The organism is Gilliamella apicola, assembly GCF_003202655.1.
GTDB classification, from domain to species: domain Bacteria; phylum Pseudomonadota; class Gammaproteobacteria; order Enterobacterales; family Orbaceae; genus Gilliamella; species Gilliamella apicola_R.
The window spans coordinates 71,623-92,121 of sequence record NZ_QGLR01000009.1 but is presented as its reverse complement, the minus strand read 5'-3'; the positions used below and the strand labels follow the sequence as shown (position 1 = coordinate 92,121).

23 protein-coding genes and 1 pseudogene are annotated in these 20,499 nt (G+C 32.5%); 4 read left to right on the top strand and 20 right to left on the bottom strand.

Annotated elements, in window-relative coordinates; translation table 11 throughout:
* Position 1 precedes the first annotated feature (1 nt).
* The 10 genes and pseudogenes from msbA to DKK70_RS05145 form a co-directional block, all read right to left on the bottom strand.
* Positions 2-1,741, bottom strand: a complete 1,740-nt coding sequence (gene msbA, locus DKK70_RS05190) for a lipid A export permease/ATP-binding protein MsbA (protein WP_110433026.1) — start codon at positions 1,739-1,741, stop codon at positions 2-4.
* 170 nt (positions 1,742-1,911) lie between these two features.
* Complete coding sequence (locus tag DKK70_RS05185) at positions 1,912-3,126, bottom strand: hypothetical protein (protein ID WP_110433025.1); 1,215 nt, start codon at positions 3,124-3,126, stop codon at positions 1,912-1,914.
* A gap of 29 nt (positions 3,127-3,155) precedes the next feature.
* Positions 3,156-3,884, bottom strand: coding sequence for a glycosyltransferase family 2 protein (locus DKK70_RS05180; protein WP_110433024.1), 729 nt, complete (start codon positions 3,882-3,884; stop codon positions 3,156-3,158).
* Positions 3,885-4,265 carry an HAD hydrolase family protein gene (locus tag DKK70_RS05175; RefSeq protein ID WP_110433023.1) on the bottom strand — a complete coding sequence of 127 codons (381 nt, stop codon included), beginning with the start codon at positions 4,263-4,265 and terminating at the stop codon, positions 3,885-3,887.
* Positions 4,258-5,880 (bottom strand): hypothetical protein, encoded by a 1,623-nt coding sequence (locus DKK70_RS05170; protein WP_146210845.1) that lies wholly within the window; start codon positions 5,878-5,880, stop codon positions 4,258-4,260. Before DKK70_RS05170 ends, DKK70_RS05175 begins: the two co-directional genes overlap by 8 nt.
* A 718-nt stretch (positions 5,881-6,598) precedes the next feature.
* A pseudogene (locus tag DKK70_RS05165) lies at positions 6,599-6,940 on the bottom strand (GDP-mannose 4,6-dehydratase); the annotation flags it as partial.
* Positions 6,941-6,964: 24 nt separating this feature from the next.
* A complete protein-coding gene (locus DKK70_RS05160) occupies positions 6,965-8,227 on the bottom strand; it encodes a sigma 54-interacting transcriptional regulator (protein WP_110433020.1) in 1,263 nt (420 codons plus the stop codon).
* Positions 8,187-9,233 carry a beta-N-acetylhexosaminidase gene (nagZ, locus tag DKK70_RS05155; RefSeq protein WP_110433019.1) on the bottom strand — a complete coding sequence of 349 codons (1,047 nt, stop codon included), beginning with the start codon at positions 9,231-9,233 and terminating at the stop codon, positions 8,187-8,189. The genes DKK70_RS05160 and nagZ overlap by 41 nt, the downstream gene beginning before the upstream one ends.
* Positions 9,233-9,856: a penicillin-binding protein activator LpoB gene (locus DKK70_RS05150; protein WP_110433018.1), complete on the bottom strand. Its 624-nt coding sequence runs from the start codon at positions 9,854-9,856 to the stop codon at positions 9,233-9,235. The genes nagZ and DKK70_RS05150 overlap by 1 nt, the downstream gene beginning before the upstream one ends.
* 5 nt (positions 9,857-9,861) lie before the next feature.
* Positions 9,862-10,209, bottom strand: a complete 348-nt coding sequence (locus DKK70_RS05145; RefSeq protein ID WP_110433017.1) for an HIT domain-containing protein — start codon at positions 10,207-10,209, stop codon at positions 9,862-9,864.
* A gap of 341 nt (positions 10,210-10,550) precedes the next feature.
* Here DKK70_RS05145 and rpsF point away from each other — a divergent pair, with 341 nt between their 5' ends.
* From rpsF to rplI, 4 genes are read left to right on the top strand one after another with little or no spacing between them, the layout of a single operon-like run.
* Positions 10,551-10,934: a 30S ribosomal protein S6 gene (gene rpsF, locus DKK70_RS05140; RefSeq protein ID WP_034882519.1), complete on the top strand. Its 384-nt coding sequence runs from the start codon at positions 10,551-10,553 to the stop codon at positions 10,932-10,934.
* Positions 10,918-11,229 carry a primosomal replication protein N gene (priB, locus tag DKK70_RS05135; protein ID WP_034882518.1) on the top strand — a complete coding sequence of 104 codons (312 nt, stop codon included), beginning with the start codon at positions 10,918-10,920 and terminating at the stop codon, positions 11,227-11,229. Before rpsF ends, priB begins: the two co-directional genes overlap by 17 nt.
* A gap of 4 nt (positions 11,230-11,233) precedes the next feature.
* Positions 11,234-11,461, top strand: coding sequence for a 30S ribosomal protein S18 (gene rpsR / locus DKK70_RS05130; protein ID WP_025314965.1), 228 nt, complete (start codon positions 11,234-11,236; stop codon positions 11,459-11,461).
* Between the two features lie 22 nt (positions 11,462-11,483).
* Positions 11,484-11,933 carry a 50S ribosomal protein L9 gene (gene rplI, locus DKK70_RS05125; protein WP_034882514.1) on the top strand — a complete coding sequence of 150 codons (450 nt, stop codon included), beginning with the start codon at positions 11,484-11,486 and terminating at the stop codon, positions 11,931-11,933.
* A gap of 119 nt (positions 11,934-12,052) precedes the next feature.
* Here rplI and celB read toward each other — a convergent pair whose 3' ends face one another.
* From celB to DKK70_RS05070, 10 genes are all read right to left on the bottom strand, one after another.
* Positions 12,053-13,405, bottom strand: a complete 1,353-nt coding sequence (gene celB, locus DKK70_RS05120) for a PTS cellobiose transporter subunit IIC (protein WP_110433016.1) — start codon at positions 13,403-13,405, stop codon at positions 12,053-12,055.
* A 14-nt stretch (positions 13,406-13,419) separates the two neighbouring features.
* Positions 13,420-13,917, bottom strand: coding sequence for a hypothetical protein (locus tag DKK70_RS05115; RefSeq protein ID WP_110433015.1), 498 nt, complete (start codon positions 13,915-13,917; stop codon positions 13,420-13,422).
* A gap of 11 nt (positions 13,918-13,928) precedes the next feature.
* Positions 13,929-14,270 carry a PTS cellobiose transporter subunit IIA gene (locus DKK70_RS05110; protein ID WP_110433014.1) on the bottom strand — a complete coding sequence of 114 codons (342 nt, stop codon included), beginning with the start codon at positions 14,268-14,270 and terminating at the stop codon, positions 13,929-13,931.
* 2 nt (positions 14,271-14,272) lie between these two features.
* Entirely contained in the window at positions 14,273-16,282 is a 2,010-nt protein-coding gene (locus DKK70_RS05105) for a BglG family transcription antiterminator (protein WP_110433013.1), read from the bottom strand.
* Positions 16,283-16,420: 138 nt separating this feature from the next.
* Positions 16,421-16,738, bottom strand: coding sequence for a PTS cellobiose transporter subunit IIB (locus DKK70_RS05100; RefSeq protein WP_110423304.1), 318 nt, complete (start codon positions 16,736-16,738; stop codon positions 16,421-16,423).
* A 25-nt stretch (positions 16,739-16,763) separates the two neighbouring features.
* Entirely contained in the window at positions 16,764-18,200 is a 1,437-nt protein-coding gene (locus DKK70_RS05095; protein WP_110433012.1) for a 6-phospho-beta-glucosidase, read from the bottom strand.
* Between the two features lie 245 nt (positions 18,201-18,445).
* Entirely contained in the window at positions 18,446-18,784 is a 339-nt protein-coding gene (locus DKK70_RS05090) for a carboxymuconolactone decarboxylase family protein (RefSeq protein ID WP_110433011.1), read from the bottom strand.
* 222 nt (positions 18,785-19,006) lie between these two features.
* Positions 19,007-19,540 carry an RNA polymerase sigma factor gene (locus tag DKK70_RS05080; protein WP_110433009.1) on the bottom strand — a complete coding sequence of 178 codons (534 nt, stop codon included), beginning with the start codon at positions 19,538-19,540 and terminating at the stop codon, positions 19,007-19,009.
* Positions 19,541-19,845: 305 nt separating this feature from the next.
* Complete coding sequence (locus DKK70_RS05075) at positions 19,846-20,130, bottom strand: YciI family protein (protein WP_110433008.1); 285 nt, start codon at positions 20,128-20,130, stop codon at positions 19,846-19,848.
* A gap of 128 nt (positions 20,131-20,258) precedes the next feature.
* Positions 20,259-20,486: a ChaB family protein gene (locus tag DKK70_RS05070; RefSeq protein WP_034882497.1), complete on the bottom strand. Its 228-nt coding sequence runs from the start codon at positions 20,484-20,486 to the stop codon at positions 20,259-20,261.
* Positions 20,487-20,499: the final 13 nt, after the last annotated feature.

The following is a 20,499-nucleotide window of genomic DNA, read 5'->3' as shown; positions in this document are numbered from 1 at the left end:
ACTATGAATTAAATTGAATATGATGCATATTAGCGTATTGACCGTTTTCTAATAGCAACGATTGATGAGACCCTTCTTCAACAAGTTTACCTTCATCAATAACTAAAATTCGATCTACTCGTTTAATAGTTGTCAATCTATGAGCAATAATGATTGAAGTTCGATTCTTTTGTAAATATTCTATTGCTTGTTGTACTAAAAGTTCAGATTCATTATCTAAAGCAGAGGTAGCTTCATCAAAAATTAGAATTGGGTTATCACGTAATAAAACTCTAGCAATTGCAATTCGTTGACGCTGACCACCAGATAATAAAACGCCATTATCACCAACGATGGTATCTATACCATGCTCTAATTTATCAATAAACTCGATAGCATTTGCCTGCGTTGCCGCTTTTATGATGTCTTGCTTACTATATTTATCTTTTTCACCGTAGGCAATATTGTCGGCTATTGTCCCATTGAACAAATGGACATGCTGAGAGACATAGCCAATCTGATTTCTTAATGACTTCAACGTATAATTTTTTATATTAATTGAGTCTATAAATATTTCACCTACAGAAATATCATAAAATCTTGGTAACAAACTAACGATGGTTGATTTACCAGAGCCAGAACGACCAACTAGTGCAACTGTTTCACCTTTGTTAATTTGAAAACTTATATTATTAAGTGCTGGATTATTTCTTGACGGATAGGTAAAAGTTACATTTCTAAATTCTATATTTCCAATTGCTGGTTCTTTAAATTCTATAGTTCCATTGTCATCCTCCAATGGTGAATTTAAAAGTTCAAATAATGATTGACACGCTACACTACCTTTTTGTAATTCTAAATGAACCGAAGTTAACTCTCTTAAAGGCCTCATTATAGCCAGCATAGCAGAAAATACTACTGTAAAAGAACCTGGGGTAATATCTAATGTTTGACTAGCGACAAGATATAGAATAAAACCTAAAGCTAAAGTGGCAATTAATTGAATAATAGGTGTAGAAAGACCTGCTACTAGTGCAATTTTTAAAACACCTTTTCTAAAAATTTTATTAATTGAATGAAAATTATTTTTTTCGTATTTTTGACTATTAAAAAGTAAAATTTCTTTATGGCCTTTAAGCATTTCATCAGCAGCTATAGCTATATTTCCCATACCCTTTTGCATAGAAACTAAAGAATGACGAAATTTTTTCGCAATTACTTGAGCAACAAAAATAACTATAGGAACAACTATGATTAATACAAGTGCTAATTTCCAATTCCCATAAAACATTACAATAAATAAGCCGATAGAATACGCAATTTCTCGGACCAAGATTATTAATGCATCTGACGATGCTTTCGATAGTAACTGAGTATTAAATGTAATTATTGTTACTAATTCTCCAATTGGATTTTTATTGTGGAAACTAACTGGACTCTTAAGTAAATGATCAAATATTAATTGTCTAAATTTAGCTATCACTTTACTTGATAACCAAGAAAGACAATAGGTATAAGTATAATTTGAAAGCCCTCTTAAAGTAATTAAACCAATTATAGCAACAGCAATGATCGTCAATAAATAATAATTTTTGTCCATTAAACCATTATCAAGTAGTGGTTTAGTTAAGGAAATTAATATTGCATCAGTTGCTGCATTTAGTACTAAAGCCAGAATAGCAATAATCAGAGCTTTCTTATGTGGAGAAATAAAAGGTAATAATAACTTAATTGTAGTCCACGAATTATATTTTTGAGACATAATGTATAACGTATAATTTATAATATATTTTGTATATTATACTACAAATGAACTAATTTAGTTAGTTTAATAGCCATTTGTTAAAAAAGTCTATTATATGTACCATACAAAACAATACTAGATATATATTTAATATTAACTAATATAATTTATTATATAATCACTAAACTTTAATCACTGAAAATCAACTTAAACTTTTTTAATAGGCCGTATAAGGAAACTAATGAATATACTATTACTAACACAATTGGTTTAATAAACCATTTATATATGTTAGTAAACGGTCTCAAAACAATTGATATTGGTTTAAAAAACAATGATAGATTTCTCTTTAGCATAAGAAAGTTAGAGCTTTCCAAGAAGATAACTCTAAATTTATTTTTAACAGTGTTATTGATACCAAAAAGATGAAATTGCGATGCTGCTAAAATATTAGGTTTTATATAAGAAATAAATTGTTTTTGCAAAGCGTAATTAGACGCAGTTGTACATTCACAACGCATTATATTAATTTCTAAATTTTTGAATAACTGTGACATCCCTGCAACGTTTCTTTTTGTCAGTAATTGAGATGTATACTCTATTAATCCCCCACCGCCATGACGCTTATGTGCGAATTTATTTACATATTTTTCTGATTGTTCAGTACCTAAATTTTTCTCCACTTCCTCGTCAACATTTATTATATGGTAATTATATTTATCATTATTTTTATATATATAGTTTTGATACAAAGTTATTTCAAAAACAGCCTGCATTAAATGTTTACGGATACAGAATTTATAATTTTTTTCAATTAAGTTAATAGGACTTCCTAATTCATTAAATAAATCATTTAAAATTTGTTTATCATAAAACCACATGAAATTTTCTAAGAAAAATTTATCTGATTTGAAACTGGTTAACATATCTGTTGTTTTTAATACCGCTTCTAGAAGGTCGCATGTTTTTAACCTATTTTTAAGTATAGATCCCATTAATACGGGGTTCTTATAGTAATTGTCAAATAATTCTGCCAAATTAGTTGGATTAATAAACATACTTTCAGAATCGAGAATTAAAAATTTTTCAGCATCTAAATACATCATAGCATATAGCTTTTTTAATGTCTGAAATGAAAATTTTCCATATTTATGAATTAACTCTTCAGGTTCCTTATTCACATTATAATGCTCAAGAATATCCTCAAAGTTGAGAGTTAATATATTAAGATCTGGAAAAAGTTTTACGATTTTTTTGAATTCATAGGATTCAATTTTGGATATAATGAAAGCAAATGTAATATTTGATTTATCAATAAGATATTTATCGGCACTTTTTAAATAGTTTTTAATAAAACCGAAGTGCTCTACGAAAGTTGGGGTAACAACCATATACTTATACATTAAAAATCCTTAAATAAGTCTTAAAATTGCTATTTAGATAAATTGTTAACATAACATTTTAACTGAGCTGGTGTTCCCACACAATTCCAGTCATTAGCACTAATGTTATATGTACCTATTTTTAATCCGGCATTCACAACATAATTGAAAACATTTGACATATAAAATTCGTTATTTGTCTTGTTTCCATATATTATATTTTCAATAGCATATTTAACAAACGTTGAACCTCTTGAGAAAAAATAAGCGCCAGCTATAGCCTGATTTGATATAGCCACTTTTTCTTTTGTCTCAATTACATATCCAGCCTGATCTATCCTGACAAAAGAATAACAATCATCAGAGGTTGTAAATGTTAATAAACTACCATCCAGCTTTTCTTCTAAAGCTTCATTAATGAATGAGTTAAATTGTTTATTATCAAATATGTTATCAGAATCAACAAATACGACAGGATTATTATTATTTATTATCTCATGAGTTGCTAAAGCCGTGCAACAAGCACCTTGAGTTAATGAATCAACAACAACCAATCCAACTTTATATTTTTCTATCAAAAATTCTAATTCTTTTTTTTGCTCAAATAAAAATTTTCTTTGAATGACTAATGTATAATGAGCATTAAAAACGTTTACACCGTCAAGCACATGCTCGATCATCATTTTATCATTAATTAGTATAAAAGGTTTAGGTACAGTATAACCTTCCTTTTGAAAGCGAGAACCCGCACCAGCCATAGGTATGACAACATTAATCATTTATTTACTCTTAGCTAATTCAATAAGTTTATTTTCAGAGATATCATCCCAATCATCATTAAAACGAAGAACTCTATCATCAATTGTTATATCTGCATTGGGTTTGCCAAAAAATATCTCATCATATTCAATATTATTTTCTTCTAACCAATCTAACGTTATTTTACCTACATTCCTAACAACTTTACCAACATTATGACCTGTTGTGGCCATATTTCGAGCTGTATTGATAATTATTGTATGTCCTTCTGCCCTTAGACTATTTATTTTTTCTCTAGCACCAGGTTTTACTTTTACATCACTATAAGACTGCCCATTTTTTCTGATTTCACAAATTGTTCCATCTAAATCTATACAAATTCTTAATTTTTTTTTATCCATTATATAAAACCTCATTAATCTTTCGAATTGCAGTTAGATAGAAACATTTTTGTCTTGTCGGTGCGTCAGAATGCAATGGAATCATAGTTAAAAATAATAATGCTTCGATCATTCTTATATCTTGAGAATTATAACCATAATTAATAACCAGCTCATCGAAGAATATTTCTAACTTAGAAGTTGAACTTGGCGCTAATATATGGAAGTCATAATTATTTATTTCTATTTCATCTAATTGAAATAATCCAGCTACAATAAAATCGTATAATCCTACAACACTATGACGAAGTTTTGCAATATCATAACGAGGATCACCATAAATGGTTTGTGTTTTAAATCTGCCTCTAGGATCAATTAACTTAAAGATATAATGCATTGGATCAAACAAAATGTTAGAAAAACAGTAATCCCCATGAACAATGCTTCCATTAGAATAATCTTGTAATTTTTCTAAATAATTAAATAGGTCATTTTTTACAACGTTAAAATTTTTATAATGTATATTGTTAATGACAATATAATCATCTACCATCATATTCTTAATATATGGTATTGACTCATCAATTTCATTTAAACGCTGGATAGTTTTTTTAACATAAATTTCTTCGATTTCTTCAGGATCTAATTCAATGGTATATTGTTCAAAAACTTGATGGACTTTTAACAATGAGTCAATAATATGATACCAATCTTCTAAATTATTAGATCCATAAATAAAAATTTCAGCTAAATTTGCATAACCATAAAGCTCCATTTCTAAAGAAACTGTTTCTTCATCTTCAATCACATTGAAAACTCGCGGAGCGAAACAAGAAATTTCTTTAGGCAAAGAGTTATACCAATTTGCTTCATCAAGTAATTTCTGTTTTTTCTTAGATGACTTTATAATCGTTCCTTTGACAGAATCAACTTTAATATTATTAAACTCTCGTGCATTAAACAGTTCAAGACGAGCTTGAACTGTACCACTAACATGACCAAAATCGAACCAATTATTTGTTGTCTTAACTATTATAGGAATCTGTTTGTTGTATATTGCAAATACTTTAAGGAAGTCATCTTCATTTTTTTCTTTAACTTCATCCGTTATTTTTTTTAATAATTTCGTATTAGATATTTTATAATAACCAACTAAAGCCTCTTTATTTGCTAAAGATATATCCTTTTCTTTATTATAAATTTTCTTTATATGCATATTATCATCTTTAGAAATCAGGCACCATTGACTTGATGTTCTAACATTAGGCGACGACAAAAAGACATCATCTTCAACAGGAAAAGGTTCATTTATTAGTGTATCACCCAATATAATCTGTGTTGGCAGATTTTCGTCACAATGAGTTAATACGCTACTTAATGAATGGAACAGGTTTTCATGATCACCAACAAATATTTGTTGTATAGTAGGATAATTGAAACTTAAAAAGTTGCTTAGCCGACTATTATTTTTTCTAAGAACAACTTTAACATTTTTAAACCCTTTAGCTAATACATCATCTATACACCAATTAATAGCAGCCTTTCCTCTTATTGGCAAAAGTCCCTGCTCATTAATCATGCCCATAGATATATTTTTAGGGTTAAATTTACCCGCACTTAAAATTATCGTATTCAATTGTATCACCATTCCAAAATTTCTTTATCATTTTAAACAATTCGATTAAAAATATCTAGTATGAAATTACGTTTAACATACTATAACATTTGAAATATTAAAGTTCTATGAATCTGATTCTATAAATTAGTTATCTTGTAAATAACATTATTTTTTAATCACAGGTATCCTTGTATTGTACTGCATAATACTATAACAAAACTATCCAATATTTTGAAAACAAATCTAATCTAATTTATTCTCAATAACATTTAATACCGTTTTTGTGTTGGTAAAAATTCATCAAGAATTGAAATTATTTTTTTAACTAAATCAAGATTGCTAATTTCAGTCCTGAGATCGATGTTATATGTTACGAAAAATTACTATTATTTAAAATAAAATATGAAACTCTTTCAGTTTCTCAAATTGCCTATTTGCAACCCCTTACCATAAAATCCAATTATTTTAACTACTAAAGCATTAGTAATTTATAATAGCTAATAGTATTCATTTTTTCCATACCGATAAAATCCATAATTATGAAAATTATATTTTATAACATAAGTAAAACACTATGCTGAACCAAAATGATTTTATGAAACTCTAGATGTCGAATAAAAGCTACTTGGTACATAACATGAAGATTCATTAAACAATGTGTTTTCCTATGTACCTTGCCTATAAAGACATAAATAAAACTATAACCATTTTAAATCTCTTTGAATAAGTAGATCAAATAATTTCTGGTAACTTCAAGTAATGTAAAAGTGTTCAAAATATTGCTTTTTATAAAAACTGATGGACAAACTATTGAACGATCAACATGACTTTCTGCAGCTAAGTGAATCACTGCGTTTGGGTGATGTAACTTAAATACACGATCTAAATCTTGTTGACTACAAATATCGACTTTTTCAAAAATATATTTCTCACTATTTGAAATATTTTCGAGCGCTTGGGGATTTGCCGCATAAGTCAATTTATCAATATTTATTACATAATGTGAAGTATGTTTAATAATATATCGAACTACTGCCGAGCCAATAAAACCCGCACCACCTGTAACTAAAATCTTCATGGAGTTTTTAATGAATCCCTTAATTCACCGCCCCACCCCATAATCCCTAAGCTTATTAGCAATTGCGGTATGTGATACACCTAATCTTTTTGCGAGTTTTCTAGAGCTTGGATAGTCGATATACAAGCTTTTTAAAACTTCCTTTTCAAATTGTTTGGTCATTTCATCAAGGGTTTTATTTTCGATATTATTGATCCATGATATTTGAGTCGACGTTATCGCTGGTAGAACAATATCTTTTACCGTCAATTGTGATGATGTCAACTGAGCTAATGCGGAATAAAGTACATTTTTAAGTTGTCTTACATTACCTGGCCAAGAGTATTGAGTTAAATAAGCAATAACATCTTGACTCACGGTAGGCGCATTAATACCCTGCTTATTAGCAAATTCATTAATAAAGATATTTGTCAATAGAGCAATGTCATCCTGGCGTTCTTGTAATGAAGGCAAATTTAAAGATAATACATTTAAGCGATAATAAAGATCTTTCCTAAATTTCCCTTGTTCCACTAACTCAGCTAAATCCACTTTAGTCGCACAGATGATTCTAACATCAACATAAACTTCGTTATCATCACCTACTCGGCGAAAATATCCGTCATTAATAAATCGTAATAATTTGGTTTGCATTTGGAATGACATTTCATCGATGCCATCAAGCAAAACAGAACCGCCATTGGCTTGTTCAAAAAAGCCTTTTTTACTTTCTAGTGCGCCTGGATAAGCGCCAGCAGCATGACCATAAAGCTCACTTTCAACCACATCATCAGGCATCGCGGCGCAATTTAGACCTAAGAAAGTTTGCTCACCTCTGGGGCTATATTGATGACATGCAGTAGCCAGCAAATCTTTACCTGTCCCTGTTTCACCAGTGATGAGTAATGGCTCTCGTTGCAGGGAAAATGCTTTAGCTTGAGCAATCAATTTTTGCATTGGTTGACTTTGGGTAGCAAAAATATCAAAAGCATGACTGTCAACGATATTGATTTTTGATAATCGTCTTTTTAAATATTCAACCGGCTGCAAAATAAAAATAATTTTGAATGATTCACTAACTTTTTGCAATAAAAAATATTGCGAATTTATAACAATAATCGAGTCAACATCGGCGGTTAAATTAAATGTTGCATCCAAATTAAGTACATTTTGAAAATCAAATTTTTGGTTTAACTGAAGTAAATTAGTAGGAAATAACGCTTTTGCTGCATTATTATAAGCTAGCAATTGTGAATTATTATCGATTTCAATGATGGCCACTTGCATGATAATCTTCCCACTTTTCATTTAATTTCATTAAATTGTTATGACGAATTTGCCACTCATTACTGTTTATTAACTCGGTATAACTAATTTTAGTGCTTGCCAATAACTGTTTTACCTTACCTGTTAATAACAATTGTTTTTCATTTAAGATAGACAAGGCCTCTAAAATAGTTAATGTGCCTGCACGATTGTTACAGGCTAATAATAGGTCACAACCGGCATTAAGGGCTGCTTCTGCTCGCTGAGCATGATTACCTAGAATTGCAGCACCTTCCATCGATAAGTCATCAGAAAATATAACACCATCAAAATGCAATTGTTTGCGTAATACGTTTTTAAGCCAAAAAGCTGAACCGCTGGCTGGTTGATCATCAAATTCTGGATAGATAACATGAGCGGGCATAATTGCATCAAGTTTTTTCTCAGCAATCAATTTGGTAAAGATCTGCATATCACTTTCAATAAGTGCTTTCGAGCGATGATCAACTGGCGTTTCTTTATGAGAATCAGCAATAACATGGCCATGACCAGGAAAATGTTTACCGGTGGTTTTCATGCCTGCTGAATGCATACCATCAATCATAGATGAAGCAACTTGATAAGCAATATTAATATCGGCATGAAAGGAACGACTGCCAATCGCTAAACAATCGTGACCTAAATCCAATACTGGCGCATAACTGAGATCAATATCAAAGGCCATCAATTCCATAGCCAGCAACCAACCCGCATCAAATGCCAACGATTTAGCCTGTTGCAGATCATTGAGCAACGCAAAAGATTGAGCCGGCGGGATAAGGGTAAAGCCTTGTTTAAACCGTTGAACCCGTCCCCCTTCATGATCGACTGAAATTAATAAACGATCTGCTGTTGCTGCGCGAATTTGTTTTATTAATTCGGTTAATTGTTGAGGAGATTGGTAATTACGACTAAATAAGATAACACCAGCCACCAACGGATTTTGTAACAGCAAGACATCATCATTAGTTAACGACGTACCTTGCACATCAATCAATAAAGGTCCCATTACTTGTCAGACCCTTGACTATTGTCAGAATCAGTTGCCTCTTGGGGTTGAACATCTTTTGATGTTACCCGTTGTAATATTTCACCTGTTTGTGTTGAAAGCAGTTCCATAGAGAGATCGGCAACGTCATTTTCTGATGGTGATTTATAAAGCGTAGTAAAAAGCACATATCCAGCATTCATGGTTTTAGCCAGACCAATCATTTTACTTCGTGAAACAAGTTTATCATCTACAGAAATACCTAACGCTTGTTTTGCTTGGATAATAGACTGTCTATCTGCGACAGCAAAAAGATTCTGATTATTCATTAAACTATGTAACGTCTGATCAACCTGATTAGTCGCCAAATAATCACCGCTACGATTTTGAATATCACTAATCAGTAAAACTTTATTGCCTTCAACAGAAGTTGAAGATTGCAATATTTTATTCACCAGCGGTGATAAAATAGAACTCCAATCAATTGTTTTTACAATTTGTGGAGGAGTTTCAACCACGCCTATATCATCGGGAGGTTCTATTGGCGGATTAACCTCAACTTTTTGATTATTTCCAAGAAGTTGACAGCCAACTAAGCCAAAAGCCAACATGCTAATTACCACGGTACGTTTAAATTGTTTCATATAAATTAACCTATTAATCGACCTAAATTCTTACCGCCTAATAAATGCATATGAATATGAAAGACCTCTTGTCCAGCATCTTTATTACAGTTCATAATTAAACGGTAACCACTTTCATCAATGCCTTCTTGTTTGGCAATTTTAGCTGCCACCACCACCATGTGACCGAGTAAAGCTTCATCAGATTCTTCAATATGATTTATGGTAGGAATCAATTTGTTGGGAATAATTAAAATATGAATTGGTGCTTGCGGAGAGATATCTCGAAAAGCAGTAACTTTATCATCTTGAAAGACAATATCAGAAGGAATTTCACGGCGAATAATTTTACTAAAAATGGTCTCTTCAGCCATACAAACACTCCTTTAAAATAGCTTTAAACCGTAAATTTTTATTTTGCTAAGGATAGCATACTTTAATGACAAAAATGTATAGATATCGTTACATTTTTACATTTAGATCGGGTTTTCTGATGAAAATCTGATAAAAAAGTTAAAAATAGGATTTTTGATGATTAAGTTTACTTTTTGCTTATAAAACACTATAGGCTATTTTTATAATTTATTCATTTGTTAAAGTCGTAATTTTAATATATAATGCGCCGTCGATTTCAACCGCTCAATTTTCATGTTCCTTGCTTTCAATGGGTTGCGGTTGCCCCGACAGAAAGCTGATTAATCCGTAGGGAGCGATAATGCGTCATTACGAAATTGTATTTATGGTTCACCCAGATCAAAGTGAACAAGTACCTGGTATGATTGAACGTTATACTGGTACGTTAACCACTGATGGTGGAAAAATCCATCGTTTAGAAGATTGGGGTCGTCGCCAATTAGCCTATCCTATCGAAAAACTGCACAAAGCACACTATGTGTTAATGAATGTAGAAGCAACTCAAGAAGCAGTAAATGAACTTGAAGATAACTTCCGTTTTAATGATGCAGTAATTCGCAGTTTAATTATGCGTACCAAACACGCTGTAACTGAAACATCACCTATGCTAAAAGCTAAAGATGAACGTCGTAGTTCTGAAGAAGATTATAGCGATGTAAACATGGACGATGATTCAGAAGAATAATCGTTTAGTTTTATCGGGATTGGTTACCAAAACCCCGATAAAAAAAATGAGTCCCAGTGGGATTTCACACTGCCAGTTTTATTTAGAACACGTTTCCGAACAATTCGAAGCAGGATTCCCCAGACAAGCATGGTGCACCTTGCCCGTTATTGTCAGTGGACAACAAGATTTAAGTTACAGTATTAAAAAAGGCAGCAAAGTATTAGTAAGTGGCTTTATTAGCACACATACTAAACGAGATAAAACCAGTCAATTAGTTTTACATGCTGACCAAATTAAACTATTAGGAGAATAGCCAAATGGCACGTTATTTCCGTCGTCGCAAATTCTGCCGTTTTACTGCAGAAGGCGTTAAAGAAATTGATTATAAAGATGTTTCTTTATTAAAAAGCTATATCACAGAAAGTGGTAAAATCGTACCAAGCCGTATTACTGGTACAAGCGCAAAATATCAACGTCAACTAGCTCGCGCTATTAAACGCGCTCGTTACTTGGCATTATTACCATATACTGACAACCATCAGTAATTAGCAACAGAGGGAACATATAATGCAAATTATTCTACTCGATAAAGTTGCTAATTTAGGCAGCTTAGGTGATCAAGTTAATGTTAAAGCGGGTTATGCTCGTAACTTTTTGATTCCACAAGGTAAAGCAGTACCTGCGACTAAAAAGAATATTGAATTCTTCGAAGCGCGCCGTGCTGAATTAGAAGCAAAACTAGCAGAAACATTGAAAGCCGCTGAAGAGCGTGTATCTGAAATCAATGCATTAGGTAAAGTAACTATTACTTCTAAAGCAGGTGATGAAGGTCGTCTATTTGGTTCAATTGGTACTCGTGATATCGCAGATGCTGTTAAAGCTCGTGGTATTCAAGTATCAAAAAGCGAAGTTCGTTTACCTAATGGTGTATTGCGTACTACTGGTGAACACGAAGTGTTATTCCAAGTACACAGCGAAGCTTTTGCAAAAGTTATTGTTGATATTATTCCTGAATAATCATCAAATAAATAGCAGTAAAAAACCCGTTTTTATAACGGGTTTTTTATTACCTCAAGAATCTATTATGTTTACTATTTTTTGCCTCAATAAGAATAGATTCGAAACCAACCTACAATTTATTCCTCTGTTTGACTTTTGCTTTCAGATTTTGCTTGTTCTTCTTTATAAAGTTTATTGTCATAAATTTTGACAAATGGTAGGTAAATCAACAATGCTAAAATTGCTGAAAGGATCGCAACAAACATAGCGCGATAATCACCACCTGTTCCTATAAATGCCCCCAATCCCATTGGTGATGGCCAAGGTATTAGGGCAATAATTGGATTCATAAATCCAGTACTAATAGCAAAATAACCTAAGGTACCACATGCCATTGGCGCTAATAGGAATGGCAAGGCAAGATATGGATTATAAACTATCGGCATACCAAAAATAATTGGCTCATTAATATTAAAGATTGCCGGAACAGCTGATGCTCGCCCTAAAATTTTTAATTGACTCGATTTAGCGCAAAAGGCAATAAAGAAAGTCATTAACAATGTTGAACCTGAACCACCTAATATAACCAAGGAATTATTAAACTCACCAGCAAATGGAATATGTGCGCCACCAACGTTTTCATTCATATTGGTAAGCATAATCGGGGTGATAAAAGCACCAATGATACTTGCACCATGAATACCCACCACCCAAAGTGCATGAATTAAAAAGAGAATCACCATGATACCAAGCCAACTTTTAGTTAAATTGGTTACAAAGGTAAACGGAACACCAATAATATCAAAAATGTCAGTACCAAAATAGACTAAAATGCCATTTAGAATGATAATTGTGAAAGCGATAACAAAGGTAGGTATTAATGCGGTAAATGAGCGTGAAACACCTAATGGCACAGTTTCAGGCATTTTAACTACCCAATTACGGCGTACACAAAGGAAGTAAAGTTGAGTTGCCACAATGGCCATCACAATACCGATGAAGATACCTGAAGTTCCTAATCGTAACACAAACGGGTTTAAGCGTAATCCATTAAAAACTAATTCGCTTTGATCACTTAGTAAGACCATCTTACCATTTTGCATAACCAATTCAGGTAATGTCATAATAAAAGCGAAAACAGATAACATTGCCCCATTAAGTGCATTAACTTTTAAACCTGTCTCTTCTTCCTCTATTTTGGTTAATTCATAACCGACAACAATATTAAAATAGAGCGCCAAAATTCCCATTGTCGCCGTATTGGCTATCATATAAAGATCGCTAACTTTAAAAATAGTATTTTGAAAAAGGGTTTCTAAACCAGTAAAGGTCATTGGTAGAGTATTAAACACCAAAAACATCGATCCAACGATACAAAAAGGCACAGATGCCATCCCTGCCGCCATTACTGCCCGAACAATCTTAAACTGCGATATTTTAGCCATCGGAGTCATCAAATACTTTTGTAACAACACAAATCCGGTATTCATTTTGTTTTCCTCATTTAATTAATGATTTCTTGATAAGCTTGAATTCTTTTAAAATGTTTATCCTCATTACGCTCAATTTTCTTCAGTTTTATTAGTATAAGAATTGTAAAAAATAAACTTACTGACAAAATTCCTAATAATATATTTATCGCCTCTGGTGAATTTTTTAAAAATGGAAAAAAGAAGTGAAATAACGGAGTGAATATCGAAATGATTAACACTGTGATAGCTATCAACATTATTCGATAAAACAAACTCGCATAACGCAAATGGTTTTTATGATTACGATAGAGCTTTATTTGCTCAAAACTGGTTAACGTAGCAAGCACAATGAGCACCAGTGGTAGCGCAAAAGCTATTGATAAGCTACCTAGCAAAAAAACCGCCCAGTAAAGGTTAATAAACAGAAAAAATGCTGTGATATAACGTACCGCTAAAAAACGATTAAAATAGAGATTAGTCAAGCTGACTTTTTTGTGCATCTTAAGTTGGCTTTCTAGTGGAGTATTCATAACTAACCTCTTTATTCATTTGCTAACTTGTAGGTTTGCTGATAAAGATGCGACATCTCAATAGCAATTTCTCTTAATGTCATTGTGTTCATCAAATGATCTTGAGCATGAACCATAATGATCTCCATCTCAATTTTAGTGCCGCTCGCATAGGATTGAAGTAATTCGGTTTGCGATTTATGTGCTTCTAAAATCTCTTGATTTGCCTCTTCAAGTAATTGCGTTGCTAGTTCAAATTCAGCTTCCCTCATTGCTTTAAATGCAAGGTGAATTTTGGTTTTAGCATTACCACTATGCAAAATAATATTGAAAGCGGTAATTTGAATATCCTCCGAGCTCATTATGTCAGTCATTGCTACGCTCCTTTTTCAATTAGTTGGATAAAAAGTGATTTAAACTGATTAAAATCTGAAATTTTTAACATCGCTTGTTGAATAGCCAAATCGTCAATTAAATTAACAATCGCTTTAGTCATCATCGCTAAGTTGGAATTTTGATAAATGGATGGTGAAATCATAAAAACAAACTTGATATCTTGATAATGTTCATCCCAAATTAAACCTTCAGGAATAACCGCAATAGCGATTTTAGCGATCTTACCTACTGGAATCGCCGGGTGTGGAACCACAATGGTTGGGCTAAAGATTATTTCACCAATAGCCTGCCTTTTTTCCATCTGTTTGTTCATCTCCTGCTTGAAGTTTTTTGCTTCATTGACAGATAATAAATTGAGTAAATGATCTATGACGGCTTGTTTAGTTGGCTTTTGTTGACACAAATAAAAATAATCGGCAGCAATTTCATCAAATAGTTGCGCAATATATTTTGCATGATTCTGTTTTTTATCATCAGATACCAGCGGCAAAGCATTTTTAGGTAATGAATTGGGAGATTGTCGATGAGAGAGATATCGACGAATTGCTTGCACATCTTCTTCACAAAAGAAGACTGATACATGAAACACGGGTACTTTAAACACCTTGGACGATAGATCAACTGAGGAAATAATAAAATCGATTTCATTTAACATCGCTGGCTCTATCTCATAATAACCACGTGTCGCTACAATTTTCACTCGCTCATCAAATTCACGTTCCACACGATTTTTAAGTAGTTGAGCACTACCCAATCCTGTTGCACAAATAATCAGCACTTTAGCTTTTTGGTCATTTTTTAATTTTTCTAGGGATGCCAAAAAGTGCAGGGCCAAATATCCCCATTCATCATCATTAACATCATAGTTATTTAAATTAGGTAGTTGATTAAAATAGTGTTTAACTAACCGAAAAACTTCAGCATATTGGTTTTTTATTTCATCTATTAGCGGATTTTCTAACTTTATATTCTGTTGCAAACGCACCAACATCGGCTTTAAGTGCTGAATTAATCCATTTTTTAACTGTTCATCGTGCCAAAAAGGATAGCCCGTTTCCTGTTGTATTTTCGCAAGTAAATTAGCTAATGAGCCACCAAGCTCCTCATCTAAATTATTTTGGATTAAATTCGATTTACTCATTAAATGTAGCGTAAGGTACATCTGCTCTTCTTTAGGAAAATGAAAACCAATTATTGACTCAATACGAGCAATGATTCGTTTGGCGACTTGGTATTCGAGGGTTGAATCAGTCGACAGGGGGAGATCAAGATTTTGTATCGAAAGCCCTGATTGTAAACGCTTAATGCTTAAAGACAGATGCAGCACAATATTTTGAATCATGACATCTGACAATTTGATATTGGCTTCACGGCATTCATCTAAAATGATGATAGTTAAGGTATCAAAACTAATCGCTTCACAGGTTTGGTTAAAATAGCTTAAGTGGTGTAAAAAATTAATCGACTCTTCATGAAAAAAGTAACTCATAATAAAATGACGTTTGGCTTTTTCCTCTCCATCAACATAAATTAACGAATGACTTTTTTTAAGGGTAAGCTCATAAGATTGTAATTGCGACTTTATTTCTGCAATATCTTTATTTAATTGCGATGAACTAATAAAAAGCTGTTCAGATAACGTTTCAACATCAATTTTCTGACTTTCAAGTAATAATAAATTAAGAATATAGTGTTTTCGTTCACTCGCTTCCCGACATTGAGATTGCTCAATATTTTTATCTAATAAATGATGTTCAATTAAAAATAAATTAAAGCTAGTACGATCTAAAATTTCAAGTTGAAAACCATAACCTTGTTTACTAACAATATTGCCACCATTGCTTTCAATTAATGCTTTTAAATCCTTAAGATAAGTACGAACCGTACGATCTGATAACGATAATTCCGCAGCGAGTTCTTGACTACTTTTATAGCCATTTTTAGAACGAACTAATAAACTAATAAGTTCTCGTTGTTTTTGTTTTATCATTATCTACTACACCTTAACTATTAATGAAAATTATCCCAAAGGGTCAAGTCGTTAAAACATAAATCTCGTTTATGATGCGATTATTTATCTAACAACCGCATCACATTAAGAATGGTAGAACTGAAATTTTTTTATATTTTAATTAATATTGTCCTCAACTAATTTTGCTAATTGTTCAATACCTGATTGAATCGGAATATATGCCTGAAAAGGAATACTGACAACAGGTTTACCCACTTCATCGCCTAATGCTTTCAATTTATCAAACATCATCATAGTTTGTGGACTAACCAAAAACAGTGAGAAATCACTATTTTTAATCTTATTACTGCCTTCTGTTGCAGATACCGCATCAAGCTCAATCGCTATATTTTTGTTTGCAAAAAATTCAGTTACCTTTTTAGCCATAAGCGATGATGACATGCCTGCAGCACAAATAATTAACGCCTTTTTCATAACTTCTCCTAATGAATTTAAATCGTTATAAAGTTTCACCATTTGACTCAATGACTTTTTTATACCAAGCAAATGAATCTTTACGACTACGTTTTAAGGTTCCGTTGCCCTTATTGTCTTTATCGACATAGATAAAACCGTAACGTTTTTCCATTTCACCGGTACCGGCTGAAACTAAATCAATACAGCCCCAAGGGGTATATCCCATTAAATCAACGCCATCTTCTTCAACCGCTAACTTCATCTGTTTGATATGTTCACGTAGATATTCAATTCGATAACTATCATGAACACTACCATCCGCCTCAACTTTGTCATAAGCACCAAAACCATTTTCAACAATGAAAAGCGGCAAGCGATAGGTATCGGTAAGCCAATTTAATGTGTAACGCAAGCCTTCAGGGTCAATTTGCCAACCCCAATCGGATTTTTTGACATATTGATTACCAACTAAATCGGTTTTTTCATTATAATCATAATGATCATTACCCTTATTGTGTCTAACTACATTCGACATGTAATAGCTGAATCCAATATAATCAACCGTTCCTTTAGTTAATACTTCTAAATCTTGCGGGGTAATATCGAGTTTGATATTCTTACGTTGCCAATATTTTTGAATGTAATTTGGGTATTTGCCATGAACATGCACATCAGTAAAGAAGTACTTACGTTCCATCACTTTTTGCGCCATTAAAATATCGCTTGGTTTGCAAGTTTCAGGATAAATTGGCACTAAAGCAATCATACAGCCAATTTCAAAATCTGGATTAATCGCATGGCCAATTTGAACCGCTTTTGCGCTAGCTACTAATTCATAATGCGCAGCTTGATACATGATTTCTTCACGATTATCGCCTGGTTTATAATAAATACCTGAGTTAGTAAAAGGTGCAAAATCTTCATTAAAATTAGCTTGGTTATTGATCTCATTAAAGGTCATCCAATATTTCACTTTACTTTTATAACGATCAAAACAGACCGCAGCAAAGCGAACAAAGAAATCAATTAGTTTGCGATTACGGAAGCCACCATATTCGGTAACTAAATAATAAGGTAGCTCAAAGTGTGAAAGGGTAACAACTGGCTCAATATTATATTTTAAACATTCATCAAAAAGATCATCATAGAACTTCAACCCCTCTTCATTTGGTTCAAGTTCATCACCTTTTGGAAAGATTCGCGTCCAAGCAATCGATGTTCGAAAACACTTAAACCCCATTTCAGCGAACAATTTAATATCTTCCTTATAGTGGTGATAAAAATCGATTGCCTCGTGATTAGGGTAATATTCACCAGGAATAATACCTTCGGTGATTTTCCGATAACTTTTAGGCGATCCAACAGTCATCACATCAGCAACACTAGGCCCCTTACCACCAGCTTGCCAACCACCTTCCAATTGATGAGCGGCAACTGCTCCTCCCCATAAAAAACCTTTTGGTAAACCTTTATTATTCATAATCAAGTACCTATGTTTATTGACGATTCAAATTTAGTATAAAAGGAAAAATGAATAATTACTAACCAACTTTTTCCGTATTGATAAGGAAAAAATCGGCACAATACGGAAATCTTTCTTATAAAAAAGAGAGGATTGAGGAAGGGAAAAGCAAAAATTAGTTAATTAAATTGGAAAACAGTTAAATTGATAATTAATCCTTTAACTAATTAATTACCAATTTGTAATATTCTAATAGTAATAAATTAACTATGCGCCTGTTCAGACAAGCGCATAGCTAATAGACCATGAGCCATGGTTGCGCCTGCTCTTACTGAGGCAGAAATAGCAATCAGTTCAGCCAACTCTTCTGAATTAGCTCCGGCCTTTTTTGCCCCTTTGACATGAACGTCAATACAATAAGCACATTGCGTGGTAAGTGCTATCGCTAATGCAATTAACTCTCTCGTTTTTGTTGGAATAACCCCATTAGTTCGCTTAATCGTTTGATGGTCAAAATCAATAAATGCTTGTGTCTCATTAGGCGCATACTTCAATAAAGACGTGAGATATTTAAAATCATCTCTTGATTGATAATTCCCCATATTATTCTCCCTTGTTAGTTTGTAGTTTATTAATCAAGTTTAAAAACCAGCATGCCGGACAACCTCGCAACAAAAAAAATGCGCAAATAACAAATAATAGTTTAATGAAAAGTGATAGTTGAAATACAAAGACACCTATAATCAACATTAGTGCGCTTAAACCTCTGATTAAATGTCGCGTTATTGAATTATGACAATACATATTACTCTCCTATATATGCTTTAAATATCAGCAATTTTTGGTGTTTTAATTTGTTGTTTTATAATTGTTCTAGCGCGGTGTAATCTGCTTTTTACCGCTTCAACAGTGATCCCTAATTTGGCAGCAACCTCTGGAGATGAATATTCTTCAACATCTTTTAAAATAAATACTTGCCGATAAATTAATGGCAAAGCAGTAATTGCATTAATTAAGTCAATTTTTAGATCGATATTGGAATATGTTGCAGGTAAATCATCGAGTTGAAACTCGGCATTAATTTTATTCGCTTGCCTAATTCTAAATAATCGATAACATTCTCGTTCGACAATACGAAATAACCAACTAGTAAAAGTGGCTACCGTTTTTAACATTCCTATTTTTCGATATAACTGCCATAAGGCAATTTGCACAGCATCCTCAATATCTTCTGAAGTTGAGCATGTTCGTCGCGCGAATCGTTTAATATCGGGTTGACAAATCAACAATAACTTTTCAAGTGCTTGTTTATCGCCCTGACAAGCTAATTTGATTAGTTGTTCTTTGTTTTTGCCCATATTTTTTATCTCTATCTAATCTATTCAAAAAAGAAACTTAAATTTAAATAAATTTAAGATAATTTTATTTATTGAATCACCTATTTATATAGAGGTTTGAAAAGTTAAAAAGGATTCAAACAAATTTATTAATTTTGTTGATGTGAGGATTTAATGATCAGATTGATTAAATAACTCAATATAATTTGCCAGCGAGTGATGGTTAACACGATGTTTAGTTGATAACTAAATCTAAATTAGCAACAAATAACCAAAATTTAAATTTTTCCGCTTTAATGATAAAATTTTTAATCTTCAACGACTATTTACAGGAATATATCAAATCCTTCTGCATATTTAGTAGGAATAAACTCAATCACTTCATATTTGGCAATTTGATGAATATAGAATGGATCTTCCTGAATAATTGTCATAGCTTGGTCATAACTATCAGCACGACAAAGAATGACACCACCTATGCGCGGTACTTTACGTCCTGAGCTGATAAAATGACCTGATTGATAATAACGATCCAAATAATCGATATGTTGTGGTAAATGTTTTTCAACTTCGTTAATAGGTTTAAGATAAGTAAGAGAAAAAATAAACATTTCATTCCTTGATTTTTGTCTAAATAAGCCAACCTTAAATGTTGGCTTAGATTTTAGACTAAGTGACTAATACTTTTAATACTAGCACTATCACATATTAAAACAAACTTTGATTACTATTTGTGGCGTTATTTTGTCACCCATTTACCATCTTCACCTTTGCGATACACTTTTTCAACTGCCGCCCAAGCCACTCGAAAAGCAACTTGTTCCGGATTACTGTTATCGCGTCGTTTTTTGGGATCTTGATACTCTTTTATGGCGCTATTAAAAGCCTCTTTAAAAATATCTTGAGCATGAGCAGGTAAGACATGTCGCACTGATTCTGGTAGGTCATCTCGTGTTTGATAAGGCATATCACATTCCCCT